Genomic DNA, 18395 nt, shown 5'->3' with positions numbered 1-18395 from the left:
GCTACGCGAGCCATTCCAGTATCTGGTCGTGCACCACCTTGTTGTCGAGCAAATCCAGATGATTGAGCTTTTCAAATACACGACAATCTTCGAGGCGTATTGGCAGCCTTCGCGAGTCATCCGCGTGATGCCCTTTGGCGCTGTCCAGACGAACCAGTAGGTCACCCATCATAGTGCTGGGAATATTCGACACACGCTTACCTATAGCTGCGGCTATAAAGTAGTGTCGGGTGCCTTCGCGAAGTGGAACCGGCTTGCGCCCATCCGGGTGGAAGTCGTCTTGGTCAATGCCATCCCAGTCATCGTCCAGCAAGTTACCGTGTCGCAGGTCTTTGATGCCGGCACTGGTGTGTCTACCAAGCGCTAAGGGGCTGACGTAGCGAAACTGCCTCATGAGGAAGGTCAGCATATGCCCGGCCTTGGCGACGGGCGAACCGTGATGTGGTGAACCAAGATAAAGGGCGTTTCGCAATAGCTTTGTCCAGGGCAGGTTGCGTTCACTGCCGTACCAGCATGCGCTACGTATAACGAGCCCACCCATGCTGTGGCCAATCAGTGTGAGCTCTTCAACTTCAACAGGCCAGGCTTCAACCAACTTCTGAAGTTGTTCACTTAACTCTTTGCCATTACTGGAAATGTGTCGACCCGTATTGTAGTTCAGATACAATGGCGTGAAGCCATGAGCGGACTGCAGTTCCGTGCCCAGGTTGCCTTCGTTGTGCCCTTTCCAGTACTCATGTGAGAGGCATAAACCGTGAACCAAAACCACGATACGCGGGCTGGCACCCGGAACCGTTGCGCTGAGATTGCCCGAGCCCGGCTGTACCTTCTCTCCAAGACTGTTTCGGAAATTCATGTTGATTGCCAGCGGGTTGTTACTGGCCTCAAGGTGATCGCCGCAAACACCATTCAATGCAGCTACAACTCTCATACTTTTTGAAGTATATGGGTGCCCCTCACTCCTTGAGAATCTGGAGAGGGAGTAGTGCAGCCCCTGTTTCAGCACATAGGTGGTTGATTGAATAGCTTGGTAAGCGGTGTGCCTTCGCTGATCTTGCACAGGCAAGCCTGCAACATCGAGCAACCGATACAACGGATTGGCATCACGGGCAATTGTGCGGTGCATGTTTTCCGTAATATCAGTAACGCCACTGGTAGCATCCAGGAGCAGTTGTGCTGAACCATGTAAGGTTTTAACTGACACCATTTTGCTGTGCTCCCAAGCTGCGTTCGGAATACGCGGATCAAGCCATGTATGTACTATCAAGGAAATAATGGTCGGTGCATATGGCTTGTTTTAAGGCAGAAGCAGTCATTTCGGTATTATTCCTCCTCTAACGGCCTCTCTGTCAAGAAGCGTCAGACCAAATAGAAAGTGTCAAAAGTGGTCATAATGATCTATATTGTACATATGTGAACAAAGGGATCGCGGGAGGTGGCCCATGACAGCTGTAGTTGAACGTAGAAGCACTGAAAGTGATCGCGAGGCTGAAAAGGGGCGTGTGGCACTAAAAGGCTTTTTCCGGATAACGGAAGAGTGGGGGTGTAATGCCGATGAGCGGAGCAAGTTGCTAGGTGGGCCCTCCAGGACAACGCTCTATAACTACGCCAAGCTGAATCCAACCAAGCTGTCTAACGACACCATGGAGCGCATCAGTTATATCCTGGGTATCTACAAGGCTTTGCAGGTTCTGTATCCGACCCATGAACGAGCAAACCGCAGAATTCGCCTGAAAACATCAGACATACCCTTTTGCGGCAAGTCTGCTATGGAGTTCATGACTCAGGGTTCCATGATGAACCTCATGCTGACCCGTCAGTATTTCGATGCCAAGCGGGGCTGGTGATGTTTTCAACCCCTCCGTTGCACCTTCCCAAGTGGGAAACCTACCGGATCATCCCCAGCCATTACCCGCCCATAGATCTTTTCGAACGCATCTATGAGCCAGACGAGTTTGAGCTGGCGTTCGAGATTGAGAGTATGACAAACCCCAGGCTGCGGGATGAAGCAGGGGATATCCATCTGGTGCAGCCCTGCGACAGGATCAGTGGCCCCGGAAGTTCGCCTGTAATGGCATCGTTCACGCACCTTGGGTTTGGAAGCCGCTTTGCTGACCGGCATTTTGGGGTTTACTACGCGGCCAGCACTCTTGAAGGCGCTATTCGTGAGACCGTATTTCACAAGGAGCGGGAGATGGCAGCCGCCAACGAGGACTCAATAGCACTGACCATGAGAGCCTACATTGGCTCCGTGGTGATGAAGATGCACGACATTCGCGGGCCTGAATTCAAAGATCTGCACAATCCGGATGCGGATGATTACGCCCTAAGCCAGAAGTTTGCGAGCCGTTGGCGGCAAAAAGGATCAAACGGGCTGCTGTATAACAGCGTTCGCCATCCGGGTGGTGAATGTATCGCAGCGTTTAAACCCAAAGCTGTCTCCATCCCGGTGCAAGGGCCACACCTGAAGTATTTCTGGGATGGAGATAAACAGCGCATTACTCATTGGGCGGAAATAGGGGAGGCGCATTCTCTTAACGGGCAATGAGCGGCCTGCATAATGCTCAGCATTGCATGTTTTGGCTTGTGGTGTGCAATCAGTTACCCGCATGACCAAGCCGGGTTCGGGGAGTGATATCAAATGCAGTCTCAGGCTGATTGTTTGATGATCATTTTCTAGCGGTGAAGACGCATTTGGCCTATGCTTTTACGTGCCTACCAAAAAATCGCAGGAAGCGTTCCATGAGTGAAGGATTTGGTATTCCAGGAAATCAATACCATCCCCGGGTTCGATATCACGATCTGGACGAGGTAAATCATGCCGTTAGCGGCGCCAACCTGGAATTTGTCCAATTAAAGCCTGGAAATCTCAATATTGCGCTCGAACAGATGTCACTGGGTGATCTTTCAATCGACCTGGGCAGCATCAACCTGCCGATCAGTCTGAGGGGTGAACTGGACCCGAGGCGATTTAGCATTGGCGCGTTCACTAGCGGTGCTAAAGCCACCTGGAATGGCAACCCCGTCGACGATTCGAAATTATTATTCTGCCGGCAAGGTCAGGAAATGAGCGGTTACGCTTCGACCATTTACGGGTGGGTCTCTCTGGTGATTCCCCCCAAATGGATTGAGTCAATTGAGAACACTACTTTGCGCACGAACTTGACTCAGCTCACTTCTTGCACATGCATCAGGCCCGATCCGGAAAGGTTAAAAGACCTGTGGCAAGCCATCGCAAATATTGTGCGGCCCGCCGAAATTCCGCTGGATACCCTGGCAGCAGATTGGTTGGTTACCGATCTCCGTAATGCGCTGGGCGCTGCGCTGAGTAGTGTTGATGCCCCCCCAGCGAAAGTGATGTCTCAGACTTGGGGGCATTTCATTATCGCTAAGCGGGCCGAAGATTATATGCGCGAGAGGATTACAGAACCGGTCAGCATAGACGAGCTGTGCGCGGCCATGCACGCCAGCCGTCGATACCTGGAATACGCCTTTGCTGATGCCTTCGGAACAAGCCCTTCTCGCTATTTACGCCTGATGCGGCTGCACCAGGTACGCAGCAGGCTCAAGGTGTCAGATGGCCGAACGACCGTCACAAATGAGGCGCTCAGGTTGGGCTTCAACCATCCGAGCCTGTTTGCCACTCAGTACAAGAATGCATTCGGTGAATCTCCAAGCGTCACGCTTGCGCGGTCCACTGCATAGTTAGAGTATGTTTCGCTCCCATTTCTTTCTCGCCAATCGATACCCGTGCGGATTCTCGATAGCGAAGCTATTCCTCACCGCATTAGAATCAACTCTTACGCAACCTGGCATCCAGGGGTGGCCTCAATTAATAAGACCATGCAAAGGAAGGGGTCGAATCATCCCAACAGACTGGATGAAGCGCTCGCCTACATCGCGCAACACATGAAAGATAGAATCCAGCTCGATCATCTTTCTGAAGTGTCAGGTGTGAGCAAGCGAACGCTCGGTTATCTTTTTTTGCGCACCTACGGTATTACACCCATGGCTTTCGTTAAACGGGAACGTTTGAGGAAAGCCTGTAGGCTGCTGCAGCATGCCGACCCATCTACCACCACGGTTGCGAGTATCGCGCGCGAATGCGGCTTCGCCCACATGGGGCAGTTTTCACTCGACTACAAGCGACTGCTTGGCGAATCGCCGTCCGACACTTTGCACCCACACCCACAAGCCGCCCGGATACCGGACAGGCAGTGATCAACCGATCAGCGATCCTGCTCCGATAAAGCCATGCGTTTTCTTGATAGCGAGAGGATGCCTTGAGCTGAATACTGAAGAAAGAATTTCAGGGGAGGGGATGGCATGCGAGCCACGTGGCTTTTTATGTTGCTGATTATCACGAGCACGGCGATCGCACAGGAGGACCCTGCATTCAGTATAAGCATCGGCGCTTTTTTTACGGATCGCGAAAGCCGAACGAGAGTCGACGGAGACTCTGGCCGGGGAACGGATATAGATTTGGAGGACGACCTTGGGCTCAAGAAATCAGATACGGTTTTTCGCGTGGACGGGTACTGGAGATTTGCAGAGAAACATCGATTCGACTTCAGTGCATTTGACTTGTCCCGCGCATCCTCGAAACAGATTGAAAGGGAAATCATCTGGGAGGATACAACGTACCCCATCAGCAGCACTGTAAAAACCGATCTCGACCTCGCGATCTATAAGGCTGCATACACCTGGATGTTTCTGAAACGTGACCGCAGTTTTCTCGGTGCAACTATCGGCCTTTACATAGCAGACATAGGCGCGACTCTATCCACATCGCGGGGCGGTAGTGTCGAATCAAATGACCTTACAGCACCTTTACCGGTTATCGGCCTGCGCGGCGAATACCGTTTTGCTGACCGGTGGTCTCTGCGCGGCAGCGGCGAAATTTTTGCGGTCGATTACGGAGACTATGAGGGATTTCTGTACGACGTCTTCGCCGGTCTCGATTTCGGCGTGACGAAAAATGTCGCGATTGGCGTTGGGGTTAATGCTGTAGAATTCGACATTGGTGTCTCAAAAAACAGATTTCAAGGGGACCTGAAGTGGCAGTACGAGGGTGCACTGGTCTATCTCAAATTTGATTTTTAAGGGCTGAAGACGACCAGATGAAACGCCATCATATTACGCACATAGATAACGAAAGCCAGGTGGACAGAAGTACGATGGCTGAAAGCCGCATCGAACTGTTGCACACATCGCGTTTGGCGGCTGTGGGACAGCTTTCTGCCTCGATTGCACACGAGATTAACCAGCCGCTTGGCGCCATACTGAGTAATGCGGATGCCGCTGAACTCATGTTGGCCAAAGCCGATCCGGATCTTGACGAAGTGCGCATGATTCTGGCCGACATTCGCAAGGATGGCTTGCGGGCGAGTGAGGTTGTTCGCCAGGTTCGGGTCCTCGCCCAAAAACGCCAACCAACGTTTATTGAGGTCGATCTGGAGGATGTTTCCAAGGAAATACTGCAGTTGGTTGCTCCGATTGCAGAAAGCCGTGGGGTGACGATTTCAACCGAGTTCTGTTCGGAAACGCTGCGGGTGCACGGCGATCCGGTTCTGCTTCGCCAAGTGCTACTCAACCTTTTTTTGAATGCGATGGATGCGCTTGTGGATGTGCCCGAATCGCAGGCTATGATCAAATTTAGCACGACCCTGTCGCAACTCGGGGACGTTGAGATTTCGGTGCGCGATTACGGCAACGGTTTACCGGAATCACAACTGAATAATGTGTTCGACGCATTTTATACTACCAAGGAACATGGTCTGGGCCTTGGGCTTGCCATCGTACGATCGATCATCGAATTTCACAGTGGTCATATTCACGCGGCGAACCATCCTGATGGCGGCGCAGTGTTCCGTTTCACTATTCCGACGGCAGACGTAACCGGCGTAGCCAATCATTCGACGGGGGACCCGGTATGATCAAAGATACTGAGGCGATCGTGCATGTTATTGATGACGACGAATCGCTACGCACGGCCCTTGCGCGACTGCTCGGTGCGGCCGGGCTGAAAGTGCGAACGTATTCCGGGGCAGGGGACTTCCTGCTGAACTGGCACGAAGACGGCGCCGGGTGCATTTTGCTGGATGTAGACATGCCCGGCGGCCCTAGTGGGCCCGAATTGCAGCGAGCCCTGGCTCAACGCGCTGATGCACTCCCCGTGGTATTCCTCACCGGGCATGGCAACATCGGTATCGGGGTGAATGCGATGAAGTCCGGCGCTGTGGATTTTCTGACCAAACCCGTTGAACGCGATTGTTTGCTCACTGCGGTCCATGCAGCTATTGCTCAGGATGGCGCACGCCGCGAGGCGCAGGCCAAAGATCGTGATTTGCAAGCAGACTATGACTCCCTGTCGCCACGGGAACGGGAGGTCTTTGTACAAGTTACGGCCGGACGACTCAACAAACAGATTGCCTACGATTTGGGTACTTGCGAGCGCACAATCAAGGCGCATCGTGCGAATGTGATGGAAAAACTTCATGTCCATCGGTTTGTAGACCTCATCAAACTCGCGAGCAGACTCAACATCGAATAGATTATTACCCGCGATTTTGCCCCAAAGGGCAGGCTGGCTCGCCCCAGTAGCCAATGTTACATTCAGCCTGATTCAAGGATGCTTGCGACTGGTGCGTGCGGATATTCCGTGCAGCAACCCTTGGGGGAGTCAGACGGCATGCCAGACCGCATTATGGACATTGTCCTGGTCGAGGATGATGCAAGCCTGCGACTTGCGATGCAACGCGTGCTGCTGGCAGCGGGATGCATTGTTTTAGCGTATAGATCGGCCGAAGCTCTAATAGAAACGGGGGTCGACAAAGCAAAGCAGTGCGATTGTCTTGTATTAGATATCTCGCTGCCCGGAATTTCTGGTATTGATCTCTGCCGCACTCTTCGGACAAGCGGGCCCCTTCCTCCGTGTATTCTTATCACCGGCCATGACACTCCCGGGCAGCGCGATATCGCCATCCGTGCTGGCGCGTCTGACTACCTACTAAAGCCGTTCACCGGAACCGATTTGCTCGAAGCCATAACGCGAGCGGTGGCGGCATAAACGGATTACGTCATCACGAAGTCGATCAGTCACCTTGACTCATGGAGCTGTTATGAAAATTCGAATGTTATTGGCCACGGCCGTCATACTGTTGCCGCTGTCGCACACTGCCTGGGCCGAAGTCAGTAAGGCCGAACTGGAATCGGTTTCTATACCGGATAGCGTTGAAACGTCGATCGGTGAGTTAACGTTCTTCGATGGTGTTCCCACCGAGGCCACTATCAACAAACTCTATGATAACCTTGACCGTTCGCGCGCGGTTCAGGTGTATCTCGACAACCAAGGCGCTGGATCTCTGTACGCTATGCGCATGGGCAATGCCGGCATCGGCGCGACGTCGAACAAGGTCAGCATCACCGAGCAACTGTTGAAGCCGGAATCTCTGTACCTCACCGGTAACACCTCAACCTTGTATGCATTGACCTATCTCGACCTGAAAGTCGATGGAGCACTGGTGGTCGAATTGCCGCCGGGGATGCTCGGTTTTCTGGACGATGCCTGGTTTCGGTATATCGAAAACATGGGGTTGCCCGGTCCGGACAAAGGAAAAGGCGGTAAGTATCTGCTGTTACCTCCTGGTTACGCAGGTGCGGTACCTGAGGGTTATTTCGTCGTCAAAATGCCCACTTACCATAACCTGATGTTCTTGCGCGGCTCTATCGCCAAAGGTCTGGCGCCAGCCGTCAAAAATATCAAATCCAAACTCAAGATCTATCCGCTGTCCAAGGTCGACAATCCGCCCGCTACGGAGTTCGTCAATTTCTCCGGAACAAGCTACAACACGGTCGTGACTCGAGATCTTGCCTTTTACGAAGGCCTGAACCAGGTAGTGCAGGAAGAGCCTGTCGATGCGGTCGGACCTGAGATGCGCGGCACTCTGGCTGCCATTGGTATCGTCAAGGGTCAACCGTTCAAGCCCGATGCGCGCATGAAGAAGCTGCTGGCCGAGGCCGCTGACATAGGCGCCGCCACCGCACGTGCTATCACCTACCAGCCTCGCATCGATGGCGTGGAAATCTATCCCGATACTCACAGCGCCTGGACCATGGGTTACGCGAACAAGAACACCTCGTTCACTGCTGATGGCGCCATGAATGCTGATGCACGGCTATTGTTCTATTTCAACGCCACCGGCGTCACGCCGGCCATGGCAATGACACGGGCAGGCGCTGGTTCCGATTACGGGATTGCCTATCTGGATGCCAACAAGAAAGCCTTTGACGGCTCCAAAAACTACAAATTGCACCTGCCGCCTAACGTGCCTGTGAACAATTTCTGGGCGGTCACTATTTATGACACCCAAACCCGTTCGTTGCTGCAGACGTCTCAACCGTTTCCAACGGTCGGCAGTCAGGACAAAGACATTAAAAAGAATGCCGATGGTTCCTACGACATCTATTTCGCGCCGACCGCGCCTCAAGGCAAAGAGGGCAACTGGTTGCAGACCCTGCCAGGGAAAAGCTGGTTCGCGATACTACGGATGTACGGCCCGCTGGAACCCTGGATCAACAAAACCTGGCGCCCGAGCGAGATCGAGCCGAATACAACTAAGCCTTGAAGGAGGCAACAATAATGAAACTTCCACACACACTGCTAGCCGTTACCGTGCTCGGTGCACTGGCTATCACCGGTCCTGCGTGTGCACAGGTATCCCCGCAAACGCTGAAGTCGATCTCGATTCCCGACAAGGTCGACACGTCCATCGGCAAACTTGAGTTCTTTGACGGCGTCCCGGCCAACATCAACACGGTCGAGAAGGTTTACGACAATCTCGACCGCATGCGCGGGACACAGATATTTCTCGACAACATGGGCGCCGTGTCGATGTACAGTGTGCGCAAGGGTCTGGACGGTGCCGGCGCGGAGGGAGCCAACAAAATCGCTTTGTTCGAAGGGCTGATGGATTCGCAGACCTTGGTGGTTACGGCCAACACCTCGACGCTCTACGCCTATACCTACACCGACCTGGCCAAAGACGGCCCGACCGTGATTGAAATTCCGCCAGGCATGCTCGGCTTCCTCGACGACGCCTGGCAGCGCTTCGCCGGCGACATGGGCGTTACCGGCCCGGACAAGGGCAAGGGTGGCAAATACCTGGTGCTGCCGCCGGCCTACACCGGCAAGGTGCCCGACGGGTATTTTCTGCTCAAGCCAACGACCAACCGCAACTTCCTGTTCCTGCGCGGCTCGATCAAGAATGGGCTGGAGCCTGCGGTCAAGAACATCACCTCCGGCTTGAAGGTCTACCCATTGAAGGACGCCAAGAACCCGGCGCCGACCGAGTACGTTAATGTGTCGGGCAAGGCCTTCAATACCATTCTCCCCAGCGACTTCAGCTATTTCGAACAGCTCAACGCGGTCGTCCAGCAGGAACCGATCGACGCCATCAATCCCGAAGTGCGTGGTGAGCTTGCCGCCATCGGTATCGTCAAGGGCCAGCCGTTCCAGCCTGACGCGCGGATGAAGAAGTTGTTGACCGAAGCCGCCACGCTTGGCGCCGCCACCGCGCGGGTTATCACCTACCACCCGCGCATCGCCGGCGTAAACATCTATCCCGACGACCCCAAGAGCATCTGGTCAACGGCGTTTGCCAACAAGAACACCAGCTTCGAGGCCAACGGCAGCATGAACCTGGATGCCCGCGTGCTCTACTACTTCAATGCCGGCGGAGTGACCCCGGCCATGGCCACCAGTCATGTGGGCGCAGGTTCCGACTATGCGCTGGCAGTGCTGGATGGTAAAAAGCAGCCGTTTGACGGCGCCAAGACCTACAAGTTGCACTTGCCGCCCAACGTGCCGGTGAACGACTTCTGGGCCGTCACCATCTACGACACCCAAACCCGTTCGCAACTGCAGACTAGCCAGGCGTTCCCGACGGTCGGCAGCCAGGACGAGGGTATCCAAAAAAACGCGGACGGTTCGTTCGACCTCTATTTCGGGCCCAAGGCACCGGCAGGCAAAGAGGGCAACTGGCTGGCGACGGTGCCGGGCAAGAGCTGGTTCGTGATCCTGCGCATGTACGGCCCGCTGGAACCCTGGATTAACAAAACCTGGCGGCCGGGCGAGATTGAGCTGGCTAAGTAGTAATGTAGCTGCCCTTGAGGGCAGCTTGTCTTTCCCGTGGTGCCAATACCCATATGGCACCAACTGTACTGATAATAAAAAGATGCCAGATCTTTGCCGAACCGGCGGAGGACTCTCTCCCTCATGGAGCTTATATGAAAATCCCAATGATGTTATTTGCGGTCGCTTTTTCGGCTCTTGCCACTACGACGACAGCGGCTACCCCAAAACTGGAAGAAGTCGCAGAGCGTGCCTACCTTTATGGGCTGCAGCAGGCGATATACTACGGCCAGCGCTGGACCTATACCCAAAATGACGACAAGAACAATGACGTTTACGCCGGCCTGAATCAGTTTGCCTGGGTGCGCAAGCAAATCACCCCTGATTATCCTGTAGTAACGCCGAATGCAACGACTCTCTATGGCGCTGGCTTTCTTGACCTGCGCGCAGGGCCAGTCGTTGTCGAAGTGCCAGAGATCACGGACCGCTATTTCAGTTTTCAGGTCCAGGATCAATACGGCATTTTCAGGCTGATCGTCGGTTCGCCTTTTAATGGCACCATAGCGCGAAAATACATCCTGGTGCCGCCAGGCTTTACCGGCAATATACCGGCCGATTTCCCGACCACCGACATCATTAAGTGGCCGGCCAAAACCGCTTTTGGTCTTGTGCGGATGGCCGTCATGACCGGAACCGATGCCGAAATCAAAACGATCAACGGCTATCAGGATCAGGTGACCATGACGCCATTGGCTGACTGGCTCGCCAATGGCCACAAGGGCATTCCCCAAGCCGACAGAAAGATTGTTCCGGGCGATTTCCCCATCCCCGATGGTTTGCCTGAGTATCAGTTCGGCCAGGTCGATAAACAGACTGCCGAGCAATATTACACCCTGCTCAGTGTCATCCTGAACGACCCGACCACGCCCATCATTGAGGATTCAATGATGGAGGCGGAAATGGTCGAGCAGCTTGAGGTGTTCAATATTGGCAAGGGCTTGTCCTTTGACTGGAACAAGCTGCCATCTGAGCAGCAAGCTGCATTGGAAACCGGATTCAAGGCCGGGTTTGACAGTGTTCGTAAAACCCTGAAAACGAACATGATTGATATGAACGGCTGGGGCGTTGTGCGTAATGACGGTGGCTTTGAAACCCGCTGGATGGATCGCGCGATCATCGCCGATGCGGCTTGGGGCGCACCAGACAAGAACGTCTCACACGGTGGCGCGTTCCTGTTCACTGATTCCGATGGCAAGCCGTTCAATGGCAAGAATCACTACACTCTGACCTTTGACATGAACGACCTCCCGCCGGTAACCCAGTTCTGGTCAATCCCAATCTATGACGCCAATGGCTACTTCGTTGCCAATGAAATTAACCGCTATACCGTTAACAGCTTCATGTTGAAAGCGGGTGATTTTGTGCTGAAGGATGGCAAGTTGGTGATCTATGTTCAGAACGAAAAGCCTTCTGACCCGGCTAAGGCCAAGAATTGGCTCCCGGCGCCCGCCGACGGGTTCCGCTTCACCGCGCGCTTTTACGGACCTTACGCACCGCTCACCGATGGCTCCTATAACATGCCCAAAGTGGCAAGGGTTAAGTAAGCGAGCCAGCGTTGTCCGTTCGACGACTCCAGGCACTGTTTTCCCGGGTGTAGCTAAGAGCGCGAGCGGTTCCGATAGCAGGACTGATGCTGTGATGGGTGTACGTGCACTCTACCCGCTCAACGAAGAATGGTCCCTGCTGGGCTATACGGATGTTGGCGGTGGTGGTTCTGATCTTACCTATCAGTTCATGGCTGGCGTGGACTGGCAGGTTGGGCGTCCGGTTCTAATATAACAACATAAAGGAGCTATGGAATGAATACGTTAAACAAATGCTTGCTCACTTTATTGCTGCTCAGTGCCGCGCATCAGGCACTGGCACAGGAAGTATTCATATATCCAGATAAGGGACAGTCATCCGACCAACAGGCGAAGGACAAGCTGGACTGTTCTAACTGGGCCAAAACAAATGCTGGCTACGATCCGGCTAATCCGGCGCCGGGCAGTGTGGCGCAGTTGGGGCCAGAGCAGCAAGCCGGCGGTGCAGTGCATGGTGCCGCCGGCGGTGCCGCCCTGGGTGCCATTGCGGGCGATAGTTCGGAAGCAGCGCGGCGCGGTGCTGTAGCAGGGGCCGTTGTTGGTGGACTGAGGCAGCGCCGTGCAAACCGGGAGGCGCAAGAGGAACATCAACAGGAAGAACAACAACTGGCAGCCCAATCCACTGCCAAGAACGACGATTATAATCGTGCCTATGCCGCCTGTCTTGAAGGCCGTGGCTACACGGTTAAGTGAATAGAAGAAGAAACCTTTACGAACTTTTCACAGCTTTGCGACCGGAGAATAAAACCATGCGTTCACAATTAAAAAAGAGTGTGCTTTTGCGGCAAGCTTGCTCGTTAACGGTCTTGGCAATTCCGTTGGGCATCGGTTGCTCTGCTGTCTATGCGCAGGGTTCTGTCGACGAGCTTGCCAAGCAACTTGCAAACCCCATTGCCAGCCTTACCAGCGTGCCAATGCAGCTCAACTACGACGACGGTATCGGCACCCAGGATGACGGCTACAAGTACACCCTTAACGTGCAGCCAGTGATACCCGTCTCGATTAGCGAAGACTGGAATATGATTTCGCGCACGATCGTTCCGCTCGTGTTTCAGGATGAAATATTCCCCGGGGCGGGCGACCAGTCTGGCTTGGGCGATGTAACGCAGAGCCTGTTCTTTTCACCAAAGGCTTTGACGGCAAGCGGCTGGACATGGGGCGCTGGACCGGTTCTTCTTATTCCTACCGCCACTGACGACCTGCTTGGGGCAGAAAAATGGGGTGCTGGCCCCACTATTGTTGCACTGAAACAAACCACCACCGGTTGGACGTACGGTGCGCTGGCTAATCACATTTGGTCCTTTGCGGGAGAGAGCGACCGCGGGGACATCAACGCCACCTATTTGCAGCCGTTCCTTGCGAAGGGACTTGGCAGCGGCCGCACTGTTAACGTTGCCCTGGAGTCGACCTATAACTGGGAGGCCGAGCAGTGGACCATTCCGCTCAATATCGCCTACAGCAAAGTGACCAAACTTGGTGAGCAATTGGTGAGTTTTCAGGGCGGTGCCCGCTATTACCTTGATGCACCAGACAATGGTCCTGAATGGGGGCTGCGATTCACGTTTACGCTCCTGTTTCCTAAGAAACAATGAAAACATAGCCCCGGCCACCCTTAATGCCATAGTTAATAAACATCCTTTTCGTTTAAGCCCACGGATTGGTAAAGTGGCCGTCGGGCGTTGTATCGTAGGGTACACCTAAATACGAAAGAGGCAGAGAGCAAAACTGTGACTGAAAATGTATCGTAATCGGGACATAATCGCGCGACTGCGCGAGCGTATTCCAACGTTTGAATGCGTGAAGGGATGCCACGACTGCTGTGGCCCGGTGACAACGTCTTCAGAAGAAATCTCCCGCCTGCCCGTTAAATCAGCTGCAGAACATGAAGCGGCATTGAACGAGTTCAATTGCGTGCACCTGGGGCCAGATGGATGCACTGTGTATGAGGAACGCCCGCTGATATGTCGGCTGTTTGGCACAACGCCCCGCATGGCGTGCCCCCGCGAACGTCGCCCGGAAAACATGGTTGATCCGGAAACCGAGCGGCAGGTGCATCACTATATTGCTACAACACGGCAGGTGCTGGTTTAAGTTATGCTGACGACCCTCAACGATCTTGCAAAATTGGCCGACTATTCGCTGATGGACTCGCTTAACTGCGATCCTGATGCGACGCCAGATGGCCATGACCACGCGCCACGGCAAGTCTTCAGCGGCCACTATGTACCGGTTGCTCCTACGCCCATAGAAAACCCCGAATACGTGGCCCACAGCTTCAGTTTGTTTCGTGAACTGGGCTTTGCTGACGATCTGGCAAAGTCCGACGACTTCGTTCGGATGTTCTCCGGTGATCTGTCGTTTGTCCCTGCGCCCATGCGCAAGGTGGGGTGGGCTTGTGGCTACGCCCTGTCCATTTATGGCACCGAGTATGTTCAACAGTGCCCGTTTCAGACCGGTAACGGATACGGCGACGGCCGAGCCGTATCGGTGCTGGAAGCCGTCATCAACGGTCAACGTTGGGAAATGCAGCTAAAAGGCGGCGGTCGGACGCCCTATTGTCGCGGTGGCGATGGCCGAGCTGTTTTGCGTTCCAGTGTCAGGGAGTTCCTGGCACAGGAGCACATGCATGCGCTGGGAGTACCCACGTCACGATCATTGAGTTTGTACGTGTCTAAAACCGAGAAAGTCAGACGGCCTTGGTATTCAGAAGGTTCGCGATCAATGGATCCGGATATTCTGGTATCTGATCCTGTTGCGATAACTACTCGTGTTGCTCCGTCTTTTATCAGGGTAGGGCAGCTTGAATTGTTCGGTCGTCGTGCCCGCAAAAATGAACACCCGCAAGCGCTGGAAGAAACCGAACAAATAGTTATGCACCTGATTGATCGCGAATACAGTGAAGTGATCGACCACACTCTGGCCACGCCAGACAAGGTTGTGGCGCTGGCGCAGGAATTTCGCAGTCGGCTCACGTCATTGGTGGCGAATTGGATTCGGGTCGGCTTCTGCCAGGGTAACTTCAACAGCGACAACTGTGCTGCCGGCGGCTATACGCTGGACTACGGCCCGTTCGGCTTCTGCGATGCATTCAATCCGCGCTTCCAGCCCTGGACAGGTGGGGGAGAGCACTACTCATTTTTGAACCAGCCTATGGCCGCCGAGGCGAACTTCCACATGTTTTGCGTGGCGTTGCGTCCGTTGTTAACCACGCACCCGCAGTACCTGCAACAACTTGATGAGATCAGAGAGGGCTTTGCCCGAGTTATGCAGGCCGAGATGGAAAAGATGTGGGCCGCGAAACTTGGGCTGGTTAAATTTCATCCGGAGTTGTTCCGCGACCTGGCAGGGCTGATGGTGCAAACACCGGTGGATTACACGATGTTTTTCCGTGAGCTTTCAGAGTTGCCGAATGATATAGGGCCGCTGAAAAAGAGCTTTTATAAAAGCCAGGCTTACGAGGCAGACCCAGAGAGCTTTGACGAGCGCTGGTCCTCCTGGCTTGCCCAGTGGCAAGAACTGGTGGGCATCAACACTTCGGAAAGCACTGTTTCGGCGCGCTCTGGAGAAGAGATTTCCCTCCAGATGAAGCAGGTTAACCCGAAATACAGCCTGCGGGAATGGCATCTGGTGCCGGCGTATCAACAGGCGGCAGCGGGAGACTATGAGCTGTTGCGAGAGCTGCAAAAGGTGATGACTCAGCCATACGCTGAACAGTCTCCGCTCACGGAAAACAGGTACTACCGGTTGAAACCTCTGGAGCTCTTCGGCATTGGCGGCGCGTCCCATTACAGTTGTTCGTCTTGATGGTTCACTAGTTTTAAACGGAGATTTCGATCTGTACTTTCAAACCGCCTTTTGATCCCTTTGCAAAAGAGGTTTCCCCTCCATATCGAGCGACAATCTCACGGACGATCGCAAGGCCAAGTCCATGCCCCGGGACTTGTTCATCCAGCCGAAGGCCTCTTTCGCCCAAGAGCAGTCGTTCACTCTCTGCAACCCCGGAGCCGTCATCCGTTACGGTAATCTGCGCCAGGCTATGATGTTGTTCCAAAGAGAGTTCAACGCATTCTGAAGACCACTTCCCGGCATTATCGAGCAAGTTCCCCAATATTTCGTTCAAATCGTGCTCTTCTATCGGCCAGCGAAACTCCTCAGTGAGTGAGGTAGATAGCTCGAAAGACTTTTCAGGATAGAGCCGGCCCAGCATCCAAAGCAGATCGCGAGCCTGTTTTACCGGATATGCACTTTTGCCCACTTGTGGTCCGGCAAACTGGCTGCGGCGCATTTCCGCTTCCAGTTGCCTGTCGATATCACCCAGGCGCGAGCCCATTTCAAGCCTCAGATCATTACCCAGGGGGCGACTGGTATCTTCCAGAACCTGCCTGACGGCTGCGATAGGGGTTTTAACACTGTGAGACAGGTTTGCGAGCGCTTCTCGGGAGCGTTCAAGCCGCTGATCAAGCGAGTCCAATAATTGATTGAGCTGTTGCACCAGTGGCCGGAATTCTTCCGGAGCCTCTACGTTAATCCGGGAAATTTCACCGCTCTGTAGACGTTTGAGAGCAGCTTGCAGTGAGACAACGGGGCGCATCGACAGGTTGATACCAAACCAGATAACTCCTACGAGTAAAAAGATCAGCAATATTGATACGATTGCCGTCCAGACATGCAGTTCTGCCTGGCTGTTTTGCAACGCTCCCATGTCTTCTGAAACGATCACAGTAATAGGGGCGCCTCCTACAAAAAATGATTTTCGATAGGCCAGAATATCGGAAGGAGCATTGGGTATTTCTTCACCATGTACCCTGATGCTGCGCTGCTCATCTGATTGCAGCAGGGGGCTCAGCAACGGCTGCCAGGATTGCGGGGATATGACTGTTTGTTCCGGCGATTGTATAGCAAAGGCATGATGGAACACCTCCTCAAAATAATCGCCGGTCTGAAGCATGTCGATCTGGCCGTCAGATTGGCGAATATGATGCTCCAGAAAAGCCACTTCGTCTTTCAGGCGGCTCTCAACAAACTCCCGGGACATTCTTTCCAGCAGCAACCCATGCACAAGCCACGCGATGGCCATCAAACCTATGCCTGCGGGTAATAGCAGGAGCAGAAGCGCACCCTTAACGGAGACAGGCTTTCTAAACAGCGTCATTAAATAGATATCCCTGGCCGCGCCGCGTTGCGATGGTCTCTGCTCCAACCAACTTTCTCAGGCGCCGAATGTAAGCTTCGATGATATTTTCGTTGGGGCTTTCGTTAAGATTGTAAAGCTGCTCCATGAGCTGCTCCTTCGAGAAAATATGGCTAGGTCGGCTCATAAGGCATCGAAGCAACCGGAATTCGGTGCCGGTCAGACTGTGTTCTGTGCCATCCTCGACCTTCAGGCACTGCCGGTTTTCATCCAGCTCAAAACGCCCCGCCTTAACTGACGAATGAACTCTGCCTTCGCTTCTGCGCATGATGGCATTCAACCGGGCAATCAGTTCTTCGGTCTGAAAGGGTTTGGCCAGGTAATCATCCGCGCCGGCTTTGAGGCCGTTGACCTTATCTTGCCAATCCCCCCTTGCCGTCAGGATCAGTACCGGAAAGCTGATTTTGTTTGATCGCCACTTTCTAAGCACGTCCAGGCCGTTACCATCTGGCAACCCGAGATCCAGCACACCGGCTTTGTAGTCTTCCTGCTCACCTAAAACCACTGCCTCTTTGGCTGAGTGCGTGATATCCACACTGAAGCCAGCCTTCTCAAGTTGGCTGGCAAGCCCCTCAGCAAGCAGTCGGTCATCCTCAACCAGCAGTAGTCTCATGTGTCGCTTCCTTTTTTAAACCAAAACAGGCTACAGCAGTGTCGCTTATCAAACTGAATTGAGCCTGAACTGCAAATAATTTCAGATTTTCAGAAAGAGTTCAGGTTCATGGGCGATGGTAGCGGGCGTTTTTAATAAACCATTCACGTTGCGGGAAAACATAAGTTTTGAACGCACGTTACGCCGTATCACAGGAGAAGGTTTGATGAGTCTAGCAAAATCCGCAGTTGCAGCAGTTGCCATGTCAATTTCCTTAACAGCATTCGGCGCCGGTACCCACGGAGGTGGGCACGGCCACGGTGCCAGCAGTGGCGAGCCAGGTAAAGCCTCGGATGCCAGCCGCAGTATTACTGTGGACATGTATGACAACTACTACGAGCCTGAAACTATCGAAGTCAAACCAGGCGAAACGGTGCGCTTTGTGGTTCAGAACAAAGGGCAGTTGGTGCATGAATTCAACATTGGTACGCCCGATATGCATGAGGCGCATCAAAAAGAAATGATCATGATGGTTGAGCACGGAATTATTCAAGGGGGCAAGCTCAATCACGACATGATGGAGATGGACATGGGGAATGGTCAGACCATGAAGCATGACGATCCAAACAGTGTGCTGTTAGAGCCGGGTGAGAGCCAGGAAGTAGTCTGGACGTTTTCCGAGAAGGGCGATATTGAGTTTGCTTGCAACGTCCCAGGGCACTACCAAGCTGGCATGTACGGTGATGTGAGTTTTAACTCAGAAGATTCACCTGTTCGCTCACTCGCCGGCGAGTTGAAACCTTTGACGGCAACACAGTAGTTCGGGAGATGTTGACC

Annotated in this window: 21 protein-coding genes; 17 read left to right on the top strand and 4 right to left on the bottom strand. The window is 53.7% G+C overall.

Going from position 1 to position 18395, the window contains the following annotated elements; genetic code table 11:
- Nucleotide 1: 1 nt before the first annotated feature.
- The gene (locus FE848_RS14920) at nucleotides 2-1207 is read right to left on the bottom strand and encodes an esterase/lipase family protein (RefSeq protein ID WP_200204653.1); all 1206 of its coding nucleotides are present in this window, start codon (nucleotides 1205-1207) and stop codon (nucleotides 2-4) included.
- Between the two features lie 235 nt (nucleotides 1208-1442).
- Between FE848_RS14920 and FE848_RS14915 the strand changes: the two genes are divergently transcribed.
- The 16 genes from FE848_RS14915 to FE848_RS14840 all read left to right on the top strand — a co-directional run bounded on the left by FE848_RS14915 (nucleotide 1443) and on the right by FE848_RS14840 (nucleotide 15579).
- Nucleotides 1443-1847: an antitoxin Xre-like helix-turn-helix domain-containing protein gene (locus FE848_RS14915; protein ID WP_200204652.1), complete on the top strand. Its 405-nt coding sequence runs from the start codon at nucleotides 1443-1445 to the stop codon at nucleotides 1845-1847.
- Nucleotides 1847-2548, top strand: a complete 702-nt coding sequence (locus tag FE848_RS14910; RefSeq protein ID WP_200204651.1) for an RES family NAD+ phosphorylase — start codon at nucleotides 1847-1849, stop codon at nucleotides 2546-2548. The genes FE848_RS14915 and FE848_RS14910 overlap by 1 nt, the downstream gene beginning before the upstream one ends.
- 194 nt (nucleotides 2549-2742) lie before the next feature.
- Complete coding sequence (locus tag FE848_RS14905) at nucleotides 2743-3705, top strand: AraC family transcriptional regulator (RefSeq protein WP_200204650.1); 963 nt, start codon at nucleotides 2743-2745, stop codon at nucleotides 3703-3705.
- A gap of 204 nt (nucleotides 3706-3909) precedes the next feature.
- The gene (locus tag FE848_RS14900) at nucleotides 3910-4221 is read left to right on the top strand and encodes a helix-turn-helix domain-containing protein (RefSeq protein ID WP_200204649.1); all 312 of its coding nucleotides are present in this window, start codon (nucleotides 3910-3912) and stop codon (nucleotides 4219-4221) included.
- Between the two features lie 126 nt (nucleotides 4222-4347).
- Entirely contained in the window at nucleotides 4348-5103 is a 756-nt protein-coding gene (locus tag FE848_RS14895) for a hypothetical protein (RefSeq protein WP_200204648.1), read from the top strand.
- A gap of 17 nt (nucleotides 5104-5120) precedes the next feature.
- Complete coding sequence (locus tag FE848_RS14890; RefSeq protein ID WP_200204647.1) at nucleotides 5121-5936, top strand: sensor histidine kinase; 816 nt, start codon at nucleotides 5121-5123, stop codon at nucleotides 5934-5936.
- On the top strand, nucleotides 5933-6553 hold the full coding sequence (locus tag FE848_RS14885; RefSeq protein ID WP_200204646.1) for a response regulator transcription factor: 621 nt from the start codon (nucleotides 5933-5935) through the stop codon (nucleotides 6551-6553). Before FE848_RS14890 ends, FE848_RS14885 begins: the two co-directional genes overlap by 4 nt.
- Nucleotides 6554-6691: 138 nt before the next feature.
- Entirely contained in the window at nucleotides 6692-7069 is a 378-nt protein-coding gene (locus FE848_RS14880; RefSeq protein ID WP_200204645.1) for a response regulator transcription factor, read from the top strand.
- 52 nt (nucleotides 7070-7121) lie between these two features.
- The gene (locus tag FE848_RS14875; protein ID WP_200204644.1) at nucleotides 7122-8627 is read left to right on the top strand and encodes a DUF1254 domain-containing protein; all 1506 of its coding nucleotides are present in this window, start codon (nucleotides 7122-7124) and stop codon (nucleotides 8625-8627) included.
- A 14-nt stretch (nucleotides 8628-8641) separates the two neighbouring features.
- Nucleotides 8642-10153 carry a DUF1254 domain-containing protein gene (locus tag FE848_RS14870; protein ID WP_200204643.1) on the top strand — a complete coding sequence of 504 codons (1512 nt, stop codon included), beginning with the start codon at nucleotides 8642-8644 and terminating at the stop codon, nucleotides 10151-10153.
- Between the two features lie 134 nt (nucleotides 10154-10287).
- Entirely contained in the window at nucleotides 10288-11736 is a 1449-nt protein-coding gene (locus FE848_RS14865) for a DUF1254 domain-containing protein (protein ID WP_200204642.1), read from the top strand.
- Between the two features lie 94 nt (nucleotides 11737-11830).
- Nucleotides 11831-11971, top strand: coding sequence for a hypothetical protein (locus FE848_RS14860; protein WP_200204641.1), 141 nt, complete (start codon nucleotides 11831-11833; stop codon nucleotides 11969-11971).
- Nucleotides 11972-11991: 20 nt separating this feature from the next.
- Complete coding sequence (locus tag FE848_RS14855) at nucleotides 11992-12468, top strand: glycine zipper family protein (RefSeq protein ID WP_200204640.1); 477 nt, start codon at nucleotides 11992-11994, stop codon at nucleotides 12466-12468.
- A gap of 56 nt (nucleotides 12469-12524) precedes the next feature.
- Nucleotides 12525-13367 (top strand): transporter, encoded by an 843-nt coding sequence (locus tag FE848_RS14850; RefSeq protein ID WP_227715378.1) that lies wholly within the window; start codon nucleotides 12525-12527, stop codon nucleotides 13365-13367.
- Nucleotides 13368-13512: 145 nt separating this feature from the next.
- A complete protein-coding gene (locus FE848_RS14845; protein ID WP_200204639.1) occupies nucleotides 13513-13866 on the top strand; it encodes a YkgJ family cysteine cluster protein in 354 nt (117 codons plus the stop codon).
- 3 nt (nucleotides 13867-13869) lie between these two features.
- Nucleotides 13870-15579, top strand: a complete 1710-nt coding sequence (locus FE848_RS14840) for a protein adenylyltransferase SelO (RefSeq protein WP_200204638.1) — start codon at nucleotides 13870-13872, stop codon at nucleotides 15577-15579.
- Nucleotides 15580-15592: 13 nt separating this feature from the next.
- On the opposite strand, the gene FE848_RS14835 is transcribed toward FE848_RS14840, so the two are convergent.
- The 3 genes from FE848_RS14835 to FE848_RS14825 form a co-directional block, all read right to left on the bottom strand.
- Entirely contained in the window at nucleotides 15593-16927 is a 1335-nt protein-coding gene (locus FE848_RS14835) for an ATP-binding protein (protein WP_200204637.1), read from the bottom strand.
- On the bottom strand, nucleotides 16914-17579 hold the full coding sequence (locus FE848_RS14830) for a response regulator transcription factor (RefSeq protein WP_200204636.1): 666 nt from the start codon (nucleotides 17577-17579) through the stop codon (nucleotides 16914-16916). The genes FE848_RS14835 and FE848_RS14830 overlap by 14 nt, the downstream gene beginning before the upstream one ends.
- 81 nt (nucleotides 17580-17660) lie before the next feature.
- Nucleotides 17661-17822 (bottom strand): hypothetical protein, encoded by a 162-nt coding sequence (locus FE848_RS14825; RefSeq protein WP_200204791.1) that lies wholly within the window; start codon nucleotides 17820-17822, stop codon nucleotides 17661-17663.
- Here FE848_RS14825 and FE848_RS14820 point away from each other — a divergent pair.
- Complete coding sequence (locus tag FE848_RS14820; RefSeq protein ID WP_200204635.1) at nucleotides 17785-18378, top strand: plastocyanin/azurin family copper-binding protein; 594 nt, start codon at nucleotides 17785-17787, stop codon at nucleotides 18376-18378. The genes FE848_RS14825 and FE848_RS14820 overlap by 38 nt on opposite strands.
- The last annotated feature ends 17 nt before the right edge of the window (nucleotides 18379-18395 follow it).

It is taken from the genome of Marinobacter sp. 1-3A (genome assembly GCF_016597775.1).
Lineage (GTDB): Bacteria > Pseudomonadota > Gammaproteobacteria > Pseudomonadales > Oleiphilaceae > Marinobacter > Marinobacter xiaoshiensis.
Note: the sequence above shows the minus strand (reverse complement) of the source record. Positions and strands in the feature narration are given on the sequence as shown.

Excerpts from the sequence above, each read along its gene's own strand:
- FE848_RS14920 (WP_200204653.1), bottom strand. The coding sequence starts at position 1,207 with ATGGTGTCAGTTAAAACCTTACATGGTTCAGCACAACTGCTCCTGGAT.
- FE848_RS14915 (WP_200204652.1), top strand. The coding sequence starts at position 1,443 with ATGACAGCTGTAGTTGAACGTAGAAGCACTGAAAGTGATCGCGAGGCT.
- FE848_RS14910 (WP_200204651.1), top strand. The coding sequence starts at position 1,847 with ATGTTTTCAACCCCTCCGTTGCACCTTCCCAAGTGGGAAACCTACCGG.
- FE848_RS14905 (WP_200204650.1), top strand. The coding sequence starts at position 2,743 with ATGAGTGAAGGATTTGGTATTCCAGGAAATCAATACCATCCCCGGGTT.
- FE848_RS14900 (WP_200204649.1), top strand. The coding sequence starts at position 3,910 with ATGAAAGATAGAATCCAGCTCGATCATCTTTCTGAAGTGTCAGGTGTG.
- FE848_RS14895 (WP_200204648.1), top strand. The coding sequence starts at position 4,348 with ATGTTGCTGATTATCACGAGCACGGCGATCGCACAGGAGGACCCTGCA.
- FE848_RS14890 (WP_200204647.1), top strand. The coding sequence starts at position 5,121 with ATGAAACGCCATCATATTACGCACATAGATAACGAAAGCCAGGTGGAC.
- FE848_RS14885 (WP_200204646.1), top strand. The coding sequence starts at position 5,933 with ATGATCAAAGATACTGAGGCGATCGTGCATGTTATTGATGACGACGAA.
- FE848_RS14880 (WP_200204645.1), top strand. The coding sequence starts at position 6,692 with ATGCCAGACCGCATTATGGACATTGTCCTGGTCGAGGATGATGCAAGC.
- FE848_RS14875 (WP_200204644.1), top strand. The coding sequence starts at position 7,122 with ATGAAAATTCGAATGTTATTGGCCACGGCCGTCATACTGTTGCCGCTG.
- FE848_RS14870 (WP_200204643.1), top strand. The coding sequence starts at position 8,642 with ATGAAACTTCCACACACACTGCTAGCCGTTACCGTGCTCGGTGCACTG.
- FE848_RS14865 (WP_200204642.1), top strand. The coding sequence starts at position 10,288 with ATGAAAATCCCAATGATGTTATTTGCGGTCGCTTTTTCGGCTCTTGCC.
- FE848_RS14860 (WP_200204641.1), top strand. The coding sequence starts at position 11,831 with ATGGGTGTACGTGCACTCTACCCGCTCAACGAAGAATGGTCCCTGCTG.
- FE848_RS14855 (WP_200204640.1), top strand. The coding sequence starts at position 11,992 with ATGAATACGTTAAACAAATGCTTGCTCACTTTATTGCTGCTCAGTGCC.
- FE848_RS14850 (WP_227715378.1), top strand. The coding sequence starts at position 12,525 with ATGCGTTCACAATTAAAAAAGAGTGTGCTTTTGCGGCAAGCTTGCTCG.
- FE848_RS14845 (WP_200204639.1), top strand. The coding sequence starts at position 13,513 with ATGTATCGTAATCGGGACATAATCGCGCGACTGCGCGAGCGTATTCCA.
- FE848_RS14840 (WP_200204638.1), top strand. The coding sequence starts at position 13,870 with ATGCTGACGACCCTCAACGATCTTGCAAAATTGGCCGACTATTCGCTG.
- FE848_RS14835 (WP_200204637.1), bottom strand. The coding sequence starts at position 16,927 with ATGACGCTGTTTAGAAAGCCTGTCTCCGTTAAGGGTGCGCTTCTGCTC.
- FE848_RS14830 (WP_200204636.1), bottom strand. The coding sequence starts at position 17,579 with ATGAGACTACTGCTGGTTGAGGATGACCGACTGCTTGCTGAGGGGCTT.
- FE848_RS14820 (WP_200204635.1), top strand. The coding sequence starts at position 17,785 with ATGAGTCTAGCAAAATCCGCAGTTGCAGCAGTTGCCATGTCAATTTCC.
- FE848_RS14825 (WP_200204791.1), bottom strand. The coding sequence starts at position 17,822 with ATGGCAACTGCTGCAACTGCGGATTTTGCTAGACTCATCAAACCTTCT.